The 13,891-nt window shown below is 67.9% G+C and carries 11 protein-coding genes and 1 pseudogene; 3 read left to right on the top strand and 9 right to left on the bottom strand.

From position 1 onward, the window contains the following. Nucleotides 1-13 precede the first annotated feature (13 nt). The 3 genes from H288_RS0125665 to H288_RS0125675 all read right to left on the bottom strand — a co-directional run bounded on the left by H288_RS0125665 (nt 14) and on the right by H288_RS0125675 (nt 5,101). Complete coding sequence (locus tag H288_RS0125665) at nt 14-3,208, bottom strand: multidrug efflux RND transporter permease subunit (protein ID WP_020095440.1); 3,195 nt, start codon at nt 3,206-3,208, stop codon at nt 14-16. A gap of 4 nt (nt 3,209-3,212) precedes the next feature. Beyond that, nucleotides 3,213-4,343 carry an efflux RND transporter periplasmic adaptor subunit gene (locus tag H288_RS0125670; RefSeq protein WP_020095441.1) on the bottom strand — a complete coding sequence of 377 codons (1,131 nt, stop codon included), beginning with the start codon at nt 4,341-4,343 and terminating at the stop codon, nt 3,213-3,215. Between the two features lie 95 nt (nt 4,344-4,438). Continuing rightward, nucleotides 4,439-5,101 carry a hypothetical protein gene (locus tag H288_RS0125675; protein WP_245274572.1) on the bottom strand — a complete coding sequence of 221 codons (663 nt, stop codon included), beginning with the start codon at nt 5,099-5,101 and terminating at the stop codon, nt 4,439-4,441. Between the two features lie 363 nt (nt 5,102-5,464). Between H288_RS0125675 and H288_RS34245 the strand changes: the two genes are divergently transcribed. Then, entirely contained in the window at nt 5,465-5,884 is a 420-nt protein-coding gene (locus tag H288_RS34245; RefSeq protein ID WP_081636539.1) for a hypothetical protein, read from the top strand. A gap of 210 nt (nt 5,885-6,094) precedes the next feature. Here H288_RS34245 and H288_RS0125680 read toward each other — a convergent pair whose 3' ends face one another. Continuing rightward, nucleotides 6,095-7,732, bottom strand: a complete 1,638-nt coding sequence (locus H288_RS0125680; protein ID WP_020095443.1) for a SulP family inorganic anion transporter — start codon at nt 7,730-7,732, stop codon at nt 6,095-6,097. 435 nt (nt 7,733-8,167) lie between these two features. On the opposite strand from H288_RS0125680, the gene H288_RS0125685 reads away from it, so the two are divergent. Further along, nucleotides 8,168-9,529 carry a TAXI family TRAP transporter solute-binding subunit gene (locus H288_RS0125685; protein ID WP_020095444.1) on the top strand — a complete coding sequence of 454 codons (1,362 nt, stop codon included), beginning with the start codon at nt 8,168-8,170 and terminating at the stop codon, nt 9,527-9,529. A 237-nt stretch (nt 9,530-9,766) separates the two neighbouring features. Here H288_RS0125685 and H288_RS0125695 read toward each other — a convergent pair. Beyond that, nucleotides 9,767-10,398, bottom strand: a pseudogene (locus tag H288_RS0125695) (tyrosine-type recombinase/integrase). Nucleotides 10,399-11,015: 617 nt separating this feature from the next. On the opposite strand from H288_RS0125695, the gene H288_RS0125700 reads away from it, so the two are divergent. After that, nucleotides 11,016-11,222, top strand: a complete 207-nt coding sequence (locus H288_RS0125700) for a DUF6582 domain-containing protein (RefSeq protein ID WP_020095446.1) — start codon at nt 11,016-11,018, stop codon at nt 11,220-11,222. A 31-nt stretch (nt 11,223-11,253) separates the two neighbouring features. Here H288_RS0125700 and H288_RS0125705 read toward each other — a convergent pair whose 3' ends face one another. From H288_RS0125705 to H288_RS0125720, 4 genes are all read right to left on the bottom strand, one after another. Beyond that, entirely contained in the window at nt 11,254-12,072 is an 819-nt protein-coding gene (locus H288_RS0125705; RefSeq protein WP_020095447.1) for a universal stress protein, read from the bottom strand. Nucleotides 12,073-12,144: 72 nt separating this feature from the next. Continuing rightward, nucleotides 12,145-13,140 (bottom strand): glucokinase, encoded by a 996-nt coding sequence (locus H288_RS0125710; RefSeq protein ID WP_020095448.1) that lies wholly within the window; start codon nt 13,138-13,140, stop codon nt 12,145-12,147. 2 nt (nt 13,141-13,142) lie between these two features. Further along, on the bottom strand, nt 13,143-13,517 hold the full coding sequence (locus H288_RS0125715) for a hypothetical protein (RefSeq protein WP_020095449.1): 375 nt from the start codon (nt 13,515-13,517) through the stop codon (nt 13,143-13,145). Beyond that, a complete protein-coding gene (locus H288_RS0125720; RefSeq protein ID WP_020095450.1) occupies nt 13,514-13,888 on the bottom strand; it encodes an SPW repeat protein in 375 nt (124 codons plus the stop codon). The genes H288_RS0125715 and H288_RS0125720 overlap by 4 nt, the downstream gene beginning before the upstream one ends. Between the last annotated feature and the right edge of the window lie 3 nt (nt 13,889-13,891).

Genomic DNA, 13,891 nt, shown 5'->3' on the forward strand with positions numbered 1-13,891 from the left:
GGGCAACCCTCCGCTATTCCGCCGGGAGATGCCCCGGCGTGCCGGCGGGCGCCTCGGGCCGCGCGGCCGGGTCGGTCTTTTTGCTCGTCCCTCCGCTCAGGAGGCGCCACGCCCGCTCACGCAGGCCCTGGAATACGACGTAAAGCGGCGGGATCACGAAGATGCCGACGAACGATGCGGCGATCATGCCCCCGAACACGGGCGTTCCGACATCGCGCCGGGCGAGCTGGGAGGCGCCTGTGGCGATCACGAGCGGGAGGAGCCCGAGGATGAAGGCGAAGGAGGTCATCATCACCGGGCGGAAGCGGAGCCGCGCCCCCTCGGTCGCGGCCTCGCGCAGCGGTATGCCCTTCTCCCGCTGCTCCTTGGCGAACTCGACGATGAGGATGCCGTTCTTAGCCGCCAGGCCGATCAGCACGACCATGCCGATCTGCGCGTAGAGATCGAGGGTGAGATCGCACCAAACCATTGCCGCGTAGGCGCCGACGATGCCGATCGTGACGGAGAGCAGCACGGGCACCGGGATGGTCCAGCTCTCGTACAAGCCGACCAAGAACAGGAAGGCGAACAGCACCGCGAAGGCGAGGATGATCGCGGTCTTGCCCTCCGCCCGCTTCTCCTGGAAGGCGGTGTCGGTCCATTCCCCACCGAAGCCTGCCGGCAGCGTGCGCGCGGCGACCGCCTCCAGGGCGGCGAGCGCTTGGCCCGAGGACACGCCCGGCGCGGGGCCGCCCTGTACCGTCACGGCCCGGAGGTTGTTGTACCGGATCAGTGCGGGCGGCCCGACAACGATGCGGACCTCCGCGAGGCTGCGCAGCGGCACCATACCGCCGTCCTTGTTGCGCACGTTGATCCGGTAGATGTCGTCGATCTTCTGGCGGTCGACCGCCTCGGCCTGAACCTGGACCTGCCACGCGCGTCCGAACAAGTTGATGTCGTTGATGTAGTAGCCGCCGAGCGAGGCCTGCAGCGCCTGGAACACCGCGTCGAGCGACACCCCGAGGATCTGAACCTTGTTGCGGTCGATGTCGAGGAAGACCGACGGGTTCGTCGCCGAGAAGGTGCTGAAGACGCGATTGAGCTTCGGTTCCTGGTTCGCAGACACGAGAAGCCCGCGCACCACTTGCGCAAGCTCCTTCGGGTCCCCGCCGCGCAGGTCCTCCAGCACATAGGCGAAGCCGCCCCCGGTACCGAGCCCGATGATCGGCGGCGGCGCGAGCGGGACGACCGTGCCGCCGGGGATCTCGCGGAAGCGCTGGCCGAGCCGTGCGATCAGCGCCGCCGCGCCGTCAGCCGCGCCCTTTCGTTCCTCGAAGGGCTTGAGCGTCACGACTTGAAAGGCGGCGTTGCCCTGCGAATAATTGTCGATGAAGTTGAGGCCCACGACCGTGGTCGTGTCCGCGACGGCAGGCTCCTCGCGCAGGATCGCCTCGGCCTTCGCTGCGACCTCCGAGGTCCGGCCGACGGACGCGCCCTCGGGGAGTTGTACGACGACGAAGAACGCGCCCTGGTCGTCTTCCGGCAGGAAGCCCGTGGGCGTGATCTTGGCGAGTTCGACCGTGCCCCAGGCCGCCGCCAGGGCCAGCACGACGCCTACGATCGACAGGCGGACGATGCGGGCGACCGCCGCGCCATAGCCGTCGCGCACCCGGTCGATCGACCGCATGACGAAACCCATGATCCCGCGGCGCGGGCCGTGGTGCGGTCGCAGCAGCACCCCGCAGAGCGCGGGCGAGAGTGTCAGCGCATTGACGGCCGAGAGAAACATCGCGACCGCGACCGCGACGGCGAATTGGCGGAACAGCTCCCCCGAGATGCCGGGCACGAAGGCGACCGGCACGAAGACCGAGAGCAGAACCAGGGTGATCGCGATGATCGGCGCCGTGATTTCGGCCATCGCCCGTTTGGTGGCCTCCCGCGGTGAGAGCTCGGGATGCTCCTCCATCACCCGTTCGACGTTCTCGACGACCACGATGGCATCGTCGACCACGATGCCGATGGCGAGCACCATGGCGAGCAACGAGACCGAATTCGCCGAATATCCCACCGCCTTCAGGGCGATGAAGGTGCCGATCAGGCTGACGGGTACGGCCAGCGTCGGGATCAGCGTCGCGCGAAGACTGCCGAGGAACAGGAACACCACCACGACGACGAGCACGAACGCCTCGATCAGGGTCTTCTGGACCTCGTGGACGGTCTCGGTGATGAAAGCCGTGGGATCGTAGGTGACCTTCCATTCCAGTCCCTCCGGGAAGGACGGGGCGAGCGCCGCGACGCGGGCCTTGACCTCCTTGAGGGTCGCGATCGCGTTGGCGCCCGGCGATTGGTAGATCGCCACGACGGTCGCCGGGCTGCCGTTGAGCCGGGTCTCGCGATCGAGGCTCGCCGCACCCAGTTCGATCCGGGCGACGTCGCCGAGGCGGAGCAGCGAACCGTCCGTGTTCGTGCGCAGCACGATGTTTCTGAACTGCTCGGGCGAGGTGAGCCGCCCCTGGGTCTGGATACTGAGCTGAAGCTGCTGATCGTCGGAGATCGGCCGGGCTCCGATCCGCCCCACGGGCGCCTGCACGTTCTGCGTCCGGATCGCGTCGATCACGTCGCTGGTGGTGAGGTTGAGCCCGGTGAGCTGGTCGGTCCGGACCCACGCCCGCATCGCGTAATCCTGCGGCCCCCACAGGGTCGCGTCGCCGACACCGGGCGTACTCTTGATGCGGTCGAGAAGATTGATGGTGACGTAGTTCGAGATGAACAGCGGGTCTTGGGCGCCCTTGGGGGAGTAGACTGCCAGCACGCCGAGGAGGGCGGAGGATTTCTTCTTGACCGTGATGCCCTGCTTGCGAACGTCCTCAGGCAGCTTGGCCAGAGCGATCTGGACCCGGTTGTTGACGTTGACGGCGTTGATGTCCGGATCGGTCCCGAGCTCGAACGACCCCGTGAGCGTGTAGCTGCCGTCGTTGCCGCTGACGCTCTTCATGTAGATCATTTTGTCGACGCCCACGACCTGTGACTCGATGGGCTGGGCGACCGTGGATTCCACCACCTCGGCGGCGGCGCCGGGATAGGTCGTTGTCACCGAGACCTGCGGCGGCACGATATCGGGGTACTGCGCGACCGGAATGGTGAACAGCGCCAGGGCGCCGGCGATCGACGTGACGATCGCGATGACCACCGCCAGGCGCGGGCGGTCGACGAAGATCGCGGACAGCATGGCCTCAGATCCCGCTTGCCGACGGGGCGATCGGGGTCGCGCGAACCGCGATCCCGGGCCGCACCTGCTGCAGGCCGTCGACGATGACCAGTTCGCCGCCCGACAGGCCCTCGTCGATGATGGCGTCGGGTCCGGTGCCGCCGGAGCCCGGCTTGACGCGCCGGATCACGGCCCGCCCATCCTCGGCGATGAAGACATAGACGCCCCCCTGGTCGGCGATGAGCGCGGCCTGGGGCACCATCACCTTCTCCACCGGCGCTCCCGTCTTCAGAGCGACCTTGACGAGCTGGCCGTCCCGCAAGGCGCCCGCGGGGTTCGGCATGCTGGCGCGCACCAGCACGGTGTCGGTGGTGCGGTCGACGCTGATGTTCACGAAGTTGACCCGGCCGGTCTGGTCGTAGGCCGAGCCATCGGAGAATTGGATCCCGACGGCGATCTTGCTCCGGTCCGGCTGGGCACCACCCTGCTGGATCCGAAGGAACTCGCGCTGGCTGACCGGGAAGGAGACGTACATGGGATCCTGGCTCACGATGGCGGTGAGCACCCCGCTGTCCGGTCCGACCACGTTGCCCTTCGTGACGCTGGTCCGTCCGATACGACCGGCGATCGGGGAGAGGATCTTCGTGTAACCGAGGTTGATCTGCGCCGTTTTCAGGCTCGCCTCGTCGCCCATCACCGCGCCTTGCGATTGTTCGAGGGCGGCGCGGGCCTGATCGCGCGCCACCACGGTGCCGGAGTTGCGGTCGAGGAGATCTTGCGCACGCTGGAGCTGGATCGTTGCGAGCGTCTCGGCCGCATGGGTGCGCGCCAGCGCACCCTCCGCCTGACGAACGGCGGCCTCGAAAAGGTCGGGCTCGATCCGGTAGAGGGGTGCGCCCTCGCCCACGAGTTCGCCCTCCTTGAACAAGACCGCGTCGAGGTACCCCGTGATCCGCGCCCGTACCTCGACGCGGCTCACGGCCTCGACGCGGCCGACGAAGTCGAGCGCCTTGTCGATGGCGCGCTTCTGCGCGGCGACGGTGCCGACCGGGAGGGCGGCGGAGGGAGCGGGAGCTGGGGCAGTCTCCGCGAGGGCGGAATGCGGTCCTTCGGTCAGGAGGGCGAGGATGAATAGAAATCGAGACCAGCGGACCATGACTGTCCCTCGCTCGGCAAATCTTCTCGCATCCTTGCAGATTACGGACACCGGGCTTGATCGGACGGGACAATCGGCCGTCCTCCTCGGACCGATCAGGCCCCGGGCGACACGTCGCGACCCGAGAACATCAGCGCTTTCAGCCTGTCGCGGCCGAGCACGCGGCCAAGTTCGCGCCACGTGAAGTAGGGACCGAGGGCGATGGCCATGATCACCGTCATGACCGCGAAGCCGCGCACGCCGCCGCCGCCGATCGCCGGCACGGCTTCGACGAGCCCTTGCCCCTTCCAAAGATTGATCACGGTCTCTTCCACGGCGTAGGCGCAGACGAGCAGCACGGCGAAACCGGCGGAGCGCAGCGCGATCGGCAGGATCAACGGCCGGCCCTCGAAGTGCGGACGGGCGTCGAGTCCCTCCGCCACAAGCATCACCTTGGCCAGAATCCAGGCATTGACGAAGGCGAGGCCGTAGAATTGCGAGCTCAGGCCGTGCCGCGACAGCACCAGCGACTCGTGGAGCACCAGCACCGCGAACACGACCCACAGATAGGCGAAGATCGCGGCGATGCGTTTCGCCTCTCGGGACAAGCGGCGCCCGAGGTCTCGTCGGCGATCCGTCGATGCAGCGCCGCGGCCGAGTATCGGACCGGTGGGCATGCTCATCATCCTGCCCTCTTGCCTGACCTGGATCGGTCGCCCGATCGCGCGAACAGCCTCGGCGGCGACGCATCGTAATCCGGAGCCGCTTGTCCCGCGCATACGCGCCGCAGGACGTCGACTCGATCTAGACGGTCAGCAATACGTGGTCCTATCGATAGGCAACGACATTCATTCGGTTCTATTCCGCACATTCACACTGAGATACTAAATCTTTAATTTTTCCGACACCGAACTATTCAAAATTTTACTTCGTGCGAGGCGGACGTTAGATCAATATTCGACTCAACGCAATCGGCCAACCTGTGCTGTAATACTCGCGGATGCCCCTTTCGATCAAGCGTATCGCGCTAACCGAGACTACAGTTCGAATCGATCTGGTTGGATGGCAGAAACAGTAAATCTCCGCTCCGGCACGCGGCCACGCTGTGCTGGACGCTCCATCAACGAGGAGGAGCCGATCCCATGAAGCGCTTCATCATCACCGTCTCCGCCGCCGTCACCCTGCTTCTCGCCAGCGCCGCTGCCGAGGCGCGCGGCTTTCGCGGAGGCGGCTTTCACGGGGGCGGTTTTCGTGGCGGCGGTTTTCACGGCGGCGGTTTTCGTGGCGGCGGGGTAGCGGGCTTCCGCGGTGGACACTATGGCCGCCACGCCTACCACGGCGGTGTCGGCCGTTACGGCGGTCGATACGCATATCGCGGGGCCTATGGCCGTTACGGTCGCCCTGGATACGGCGCCTACGGCTATCGGTATCGTCCCGGCTACGGGCTAGCGGCCGCGGGCGTCGGTGCCGCAGCGGCCGCGGGCTACTATGGAACGACGTCCGGCGGATGCGGGCCCTACCACCACTGGGACGCCTATGCCGGTGTCTGCCGCCCGAACTGAAGGCGGCCAGGGCGGTGCGGGCGAAGTGCCGTTCCGGCTCCGCGATCTCTGCTTGTCCCGGGGGGGGCGACCCGATCTCCCGGGATCCCCGATCCATCGGTCCGCCAACGTGCGCGTCGGGGACGATCCTGAGGCTCCGGAGCCGTCACCCGAGAGGCGTGACGAGCCGTCGCGCAGGAGCAGATAGCGGGACGCCCGCCGCTTCGCCGTTCAGGGCTCCGCAGGCGGTGCCGGGGCGGCCCGAAGCGCCCCGTAGCGCGCGATGGCCGTACGCGCGTTGAAGAACAGGCGGTCCGGACCGAGCTCCCGGTCCAGGCCCGCGCGCCGCACCATCCGGAGCACATCCGGGTTGCAGCCGACGAGCCAGACGGTCACTGCGGTGCGCCGCATGCCCTCCCGCAGCATTCGCAGCGCGGAATACTCGATATCGGGCACGCGGCTCAGATCGAGGGCGACGACACGCGGCTGATGCTCCGCCATCAGCGTTCGCATCCGGTCCCCGACGGTCTGGGCGTTCGCAAAGTACAGACGGCCCTCTGGACGGAGGATCAGAAGCCCATCGAAGGTCTCATCCTCGGGATGGTCGAGCGACCGGGGCCGGAGGACATCGGTCCCGGGCTTGCGGACGATGATCGAGATCCGAGGCTTGGCTGTCTGGAGAGCCAGACCCAGGAGCGACAGGACGATGGCCACGACAATGCCCTGGAGCGTTCCGAAGACGAGGACGCCGATGGCCGCGGCGATTGCCCAGCGGAACTCCATGGATCGGACCGCATGGATGGCCCGAAACTCCGCCGGCTGGATCAAGCTGGCTGAGAACACGATGACGATTGCCGCAAGGGTGGCCTGCGGCAGGAGGCCGAGGAGTCCGGCGAGGAACAGCATCGTGGCGAGTGCGGCGACGGCGGTCGCGAGCGAGGTCGCCTGCGTCCGGCCGCCGGCGGCGTGAACGACGCCGGTCTGCGAGGTTCCGCCTCCGGCCGGCATGGCGCCCAGCAGGGCACCGCCGAGGTTCGCCGCTCCGGTGGCGACCAGTTCGCGGTTGGCATCGACGGGCGGATCGCCGGGGCTCGCGAAGGCCCGTGCGGCGGCGATGCTCTCCGTGAAGCTCATCAAGGCGATGCCCATCGCGCCCGGCAGCAGCGCTTGGACGAGCGCGAGATCGGGCATTGTCAGAGCGGGCAGGCCCTGCGGGATCGGCCCGACCGTGGCGACGCCGCGCCCGCCAAGGTCCAGGACCCAAGAGGCGGCGATCGCGGCGGCGGCCGTCGCGAGCGGAGCCGGCGAATGTGGCTTCAACCATTCCATTCCGACGAGAATGGCCCGTGTACTGCATCCGACGATCAAGGTTGGAAGGGAAGTCTCGGGAAGGTGACGGACGAGGCTCGCCAGATCAGCGAGGAACGACTGCTTCGCGAGATGCAGCCCGAGGAGCTTGGGCGCTTGGTCCAGCAGGATCACGAGACCGATGCCGGTCTTGAACCCCGTGAGCACCGGGTCGGAGATGAAGCTTGCGATGAAGCCGAGCTTCAGGAGGCGGGCCGCCAGAAGCAGCGCGCCCACCAGGGCCGTCAACGTCGCCGCGGCGGCCGCAAGTCGAGCCGGGTTGCCGTCCGGAACCACGTTGCCGAGCTCGGCTCCGGTCAGGATCGCCAGCGTCGTTGTCGAACTCACGCTGAGGACGCACGACGTGCCCAGCAATCCGTAGATGAGCGGCGGCACGAAAGCGGTGTAGAGCCCCACCGACACCGGCAGTCCGGCCACCGCGGCGTAGGCCATCGCCTTCGGCAGCACCACGGTCGCGGCCGTGAGCCCCGCCACGACATCGCGGCCGAGATCCGGTGGCACGCGTTTCCACCCGGTTCGACGCGCCGGGCCAGGATCTCGCATCGGAACCCCCAGTCTTCAGCCAGGGCACAAGACTGACTGTAGCACCGTCCAGGAGAATGGTGCGGGCTGAAGACGCAACGACGGTCGCTCTGTTTTCGGCTCGGCTCTGAAAGATCGGCGCCACAGGGTCACGCTGCTGTAACCGCGCATGGCGCCGTGCGCGCAAAGCGCCTTCAGGATGATGGCCATCATGAAGGCGTGGATCGTGATGCCGCTCACACGACCGCGTGCGCCGATCGCGCGTTGCGCCGGCATGTCATGCCCGCGAAATCGATGTTACCCGGGCACGCGCCGGGACGACGGTCGATCAGGATGAACCGTCATCGCGATCCGGAGCCGCTTGCCCGGCGGCGTGCAATGGACGGATCGAGCGGCTGAGGGTCGGGATCAGGCATGCGCAAAGCGACTTTCCCGGTCGGTCGAGAGGCATGGCTCACCCTCGGCCTGGTGCTCGTGCTCATCGTCACCGCGGCGGCGGGGTTGCAGTTCACCCGCGCCACGGTCCTGACCCTCGCGGTGGCCCCGAACGGTGGCACCGAGCCGGAGCTGCTGCGGGCCTACGCGGCCGAACTCGCCCGCCGGAAAACCGGGGTTCAACTCAGGATCCTGGACTTCCCCGGCGTGCGCGAAAGCGCGGAGGCGCTCAGGACCGGCAAAGCGGATCTGGCGGTGGTCCGACCGGACGTCGCGATGCCCGGGAACGGATTGACCCTCGCGATCCTGCGGGAGCTCGCGGCCTTCGCGGCGGCGCCGGCCCAGTCGGGCATCGGCAGCATCCCGGACCTGGCGGGCAAGCGCCTGGGGATGCTGGCGAGCCGGGACGCGGACAGGATGCTCCTGCGCGATCTGATGGCCCGTGACGGGCTGGACCTGCTCACCGACGCCCCGAACGGCGCCGTCCCGCCGCGGGCCGTACTCCTCGTTCCGCTCGAGGAAGCGGAGGTGACGTCCGCGTTCGGCAACGGACGCATCGACGCGCTGGCGCTGGTGATGACGCCCACGCTTCCGGCAGCGCGGCGCCTGGTCGGCTTCGTCCGGGCGGCGAGCGCGGACGGCGCGGTCGTATTGGTGGGTGTGCCCGACACCGCCGCGGTGCTGGCGCGCTGGCCGCGCCTCCAGTCGGCCACGGTGCCGGCCGGGCTGTTCGGTGGCAACCCCCGCCTGCCGGCCGAGGACGTCACGACCGTGGGCTCGTCGTACCGGTTGATGGCGCGCGCCAGCCTGTCGCGCAGCCTCGCCGCCGAGGTGACGCAGCACCTGTTCGAGATGCGCGCGGCGCTGGCCGAGACCGTACCGGCAGCCGAGGCCCTTACCTATCCGGCCTATGAGGACACGGCGGACGCCACCACCGCCCGCCTGCCGATTCACCCGGGCGCCATCGACTACTATGAGCGCGAGCAGGAGACGTTCATCGAGCGCTACGAGAGCTGGATCTATCTCGTGGCCATCCTGGGCGGCGGCATCTGCTCGACCCTCGCTTGGCTGCGTCAGCGTCTCGGGCGCATCCGTCGACAGCGGATCGAGGTGGCGACGACGCGGCTGCTTGCCCTCCGCTCGGCAGTCCGTGGGGAGACCGACCGGGATCGTCTGGACGCCCTCGCGGGTGAGGTCGACGACCTCGCGGCCAGCATCGCCCGTCACGCCCTCAACAGACCGACGGAGCCGCGCCTGCTTGGCGCCGCCACGGTGGCGATCGAGGCCGCGCGCTCGACAATCCGTCGCGCCGCGGATCGCCCCGATCGTCCGGCCCGCTGATCGGAGTTTCTGACCGTGTTCGCGTGCACGGGTTGATCTGTCTGTCGTGAATGCCGGGCTGTCGTTCGATCGCGTTGAACGCGATGTTGGCCAATGATGCGATCCATGTCTGCATCGGTCGCCGCCGCCACGTCCGCTATCGAGATACTGACGGAGTTGGCTGAATGACTGCAATGGGCGCATTGCTGCTGGGCTGGTCTCGGAGCCCCTCGACGCAGAAGCCGAGGGGCCGAACGCTCAAATCTCAGTTCCTTCGGCCAGTGTCAGAGCATCCTCGACGTCGACGCCGAGGTACCTGACTGTGCTCTCGATCTTGGTATGGCCGAGCAGGATCTGAACCGCCCGCAGGTTGCCGGTCCGCTTGTAGATCAACGACGCCTTCGTGCGGCGAGGGAGTGGGTGCCATAGTCCTCGCTGCGCAGCCCGATGCCTGTGACCCACTCATCGACGAGGCGTGCATACTGCCGGGTGCTGATGTGCGTGACACCTTCGAGCCTGCTGGGGAAGGCAAAGTCGTCGAGTGTTCCGCCTCTGGCCTCAAGCCATGCCAGGATGCTGGTGCGGGCAGGTTCGAGAAGTTCGAATTGCACCGGCCGACCGGTCTTGCGCTGGATGACGATTGCCCGGCTACGGACGCGACCCCCGCTGACGAGGTCGCCGATCTTGAGCTTGACGATGTCGCAGCCGCGCAGTTTGCTGTCGATGGCGAGGTCGAACATTGCCCGGTCGCGAACGCGCCGTTCGCGGTCGAGCCAGAACCGTATTGCCCACACCTGCTGAGGTTTGAGGGCTCGCTTGGCGCCGAGCTTGCGGCCGGTGTTCCAGGCCGGTCGCCCTTTCGTGGCTGGATCGTGTGCAGAGTGTCCCATCTTCTGTCTCCTCGCCGGCCCATGCCGACAAGAGAAGGAGACACCCGAACCGCGGCTCTAGAGACGCGGGCATGTGCGGACATTCCGCATGCGACCCAACGCAGTCGTCGTCGCGTGATCATGCTGTTCCCGAAAGCAGACGTACCCTATGCCGTTGCTATGGCGGTAATGCGCCCGACTCGGCCATCCAAGGATGGAAAACATCGTCTCCGAAGCGGACATCAAGGTTTCAGTCTTTTCGGTAGCTTCGCATCGTTCGATCGCCCCAACGGGCTCTGCGTGCCAAAGACTAAGAATCGCAAGCCTCTGCTCCCGCTTTTCAAGACTTTTTAGCTCGGGAATGTCACCCTGAGGCTCGACACGCCACGCGGTACTCCAGGATCAATGGGACGGGTGCAGGGCCATGCGTTTCACGATGAAGGATCTCCAGAGCTAGAGAGAGTGATCACCCGGACGCACTGATGGGGCAACACCGGGACCGTCCACATCAAGCAATGCATTGAGCGAAGATGCCTTCCCGCGCGATTTTATGGACCCACGCGATCTCCGGCCCTCGAACCTCGGGCACCACGCCCCCCCCGCCGCGCGTTTCCCTTTCCAAAATCCGGGAGGCCGTGATGTCGAAGCTAAAGACTGAGGACCGCGAGGATCTGTCCAATAGCAAGTTCGCACTTCCCGAGGACCGGAAGTACCCTGTCGATGACAAGACGCATGCCCGGAACGCCAAGGCACGCGCCGCCCAGCAGGAGAAGGCAGGCAACCTCTCCGCGGCGGACAGGAAGAAGGTCAACGCGAAGGCCGACAAGGTCCTGGGCAAGCGCTAGCCGTCTCGCCGCCGAAGCTTGATAACGAGGATCAGTGGGACAGCAGGCAGCAGACGGACGCCTGCTCCAGCAGATCCCGCGTAACCCCGCCGAAGAACCACTCGCGCAGGCGACTGTAGCCGTATGCGCCCGTCACGATGAGGTCGGCATCGAAGTCACGTGCCGCCCTCCGGACGTCGTCGGCGACGGTCCAACCCGAGGGCTTGGCCAGATGCGCCGTCGCGTCGACGTCGTGCAGCGCCAGGTACCGGACCACGTCCTCGACCTCGGTGCGGTCTTCGCCGTCCGAAACGCGGAACACCTGCACCGCCTCGGCCCGCCTGAGCAGTGGCAGAGCGTCCGACACCGCTCGGCGTGTCTGAGCGGTGTTCTTCCAGCCGACGAGCACGCGCCTGGCCGTCACGTGCTCGACGCCGGCCGGCACCACGAGGACGGGCTTCCCCAGTCCCATCAAAACGTCGCCGGCGTCGACGGCCATGCCGACCGTCACGCCCTCGTCATCCGCGTAGCGGCCGACGACGACGAGGTCGGCGGCGCGCGACTGCCCCTCAAGGAACGGCACCGGGGACGCGAGGTCCGAGCGCCACTCGACCCGGTCGTTCAGGCAGGAGGCATGGCGGAAGACCTGCTCGACGCCCGCGAGCCGGTCCAGCGCCGCCTGTCGGATCTCCTCGATGACCATGCCCATCGGCACGGCGGTCTCGCCGTAGCCCCGAGGGTAGTCCGGCATGCAGGCGGCGGCGCCGACGAGGCGCGCGCCGAGCCGGTGCGCCAGTTCCGCGGCGAGTTGCACCCGTGCCGGTGCGTGGCGCCCGTCATCGACCGCGACCATGATGCTGGCGTAGGACATGGTGACCTCCCAAGAACCGCAATCCCCGGAAGCCACGTTGCGGGCTCCCCGAGGGAGCGGCGTTGATCTGCCTCAAGGCCGCCAGTCCTGGCCGGGAAACAGGAACCGGTCCTCATGGGCGAGGATCGCGGCCAGGCCATCGATGGCCGGCTCCGGACGCGTGATTAGGAAGCGCGGGATGGCGCGCATGGCCTCGCGGAACGGGTGCTTGTCCTCGAAGGCGGCACCGAACGCTTCGCCCCGCAAGTCCTCGACGATGCGCGGCGCGAGCCCGCCGGCCAGGAAGACGCCGCCCGAGGCGGAGAACACGAGCGCCATGTCGCCCGCGAATCGTCCGAGGAGGCGTGCGAACTGATGGACCGCCTCCCGGGCGATGGGGTCTGATTTCGCCCCGTCGAGGACATCGGGAGGCGAGTTCCAGCCTGCGGCCGCCCCGCGTGCCGCTGCGATGACCCGTACGAGCCTGACGAGCCCCGGACCCGACAGCAGGGTCTCGGCCGTGAGCCTGCCCTCGGTCGCCATCAGGGCCGACCACGGCAGCCCGTCATCGGGCTCGCAGGGGCCGAACCCGATGTGACCGGCCTCGGTCGTCTGGATCACGTGGCGGTCGCCCGCGGGGATCAGAGCGGCCGCGCCCAGGCCGGTGCCCGGCCCCAGAACGAGTCGCGGCCCGATCCCTTCGACCGCAGGCCCGAGCCGTGCCAGGTCGGCCTGGTCCTCCGCGTCGAGCACCATCACGGCTGCGGCGAGCGGCACGTAGTCGTTGACCAGCCGCACGGCTTCCAGGCCGAACGCGACGCCGATTTCGCCAGGGTCGAACCGCCACGGCGCGTTGGTCATGCGCGTGATCCCGTGGGCGATACGACCCGCGACTGCGAGGAAGGCCGAGCGCGGGCGGACCGCGTCCTGTCGGTCGAGGAAGGCCCGGATTGCGTCGACCGGGCTGGGGAAGCCGGCCGTCGGCACCTTCCGGATCGGGCCTGGAGGTCCTCCCGGCTCCGGAAGGACGGAGAAGCGGGCGTAGGTGCCGCCGATGTCGGCCAGGAGCACGGGATGCGGCAGCGTCACACTCAATCCTCCGAGGTGATGCCCGGAGGCGTCGCCGCCTTTTGGGCCCTGAGGCTGAGGATGTAGTCGATGACCGCATCCATCTCGTCCCGGTCCAGCCGCAGGCTCGGCATCCTCCGGTGGTGGCTCTGAAGGAAGACCGAGAGCGCCGGTCCGGTCGTCGAAGGCATGTGGGCGACCCGGAGGAAGGCCGGGCCGGCGAACACGCCCGGCTGCGAGGCGCGGCCGATGACGTGGCACTCGCTGCAGAGCTGCGCGGCGATGGTCCAGCCCCGGACACGGTGGTCCTCCTCGGCACCGGCGGCCCAAACTGCTGTGCAAGTCGCCAGAACGACGGCCAGAACGGCGGCGCGGACGACGGGCGGCGGGAACGTCATGGCCGCCTCGCGATCCGCAGCAATGCCACCGCGGTCGCGATGGCCACGCCACCGAGCGCGACGTGTGCCCAGGTCGCGCCGTCGTTCGCGGCGAACCCGAGCGCCCAGGGCGCGACGAGCGTCCAGGCCCCGACGATCAGCACCGCCCTTTCGAGCACCGCCCGGAAGCGGATCTGGTTGGCGCCGTAGAGCGTGACGATGAGCAAGCCCGGCAGGAGCGCGGACCCGGCCGCGCGGGCATGATCGGTGAAGACCATCACCCACGCCATCATGACCAGCGCAACTCCTGCCGCGTATTGCAGGCCGCCGAGCAGGATTTCGTCCGTTCGCCAAGTCGTCTGCGAGCGGTTGGCCGTGATGTCGCGGGCCATGAT

The organism is Methylobacterium sp. 285MFTsu5.1 (assembly GCF_000383455.1).
Taxonomy (GTDB): Bacteria; Pseudomonadota; Alphaproteobacteria; order Rhizobiales; family Beijerinckiaceae; genus Methylobacterium.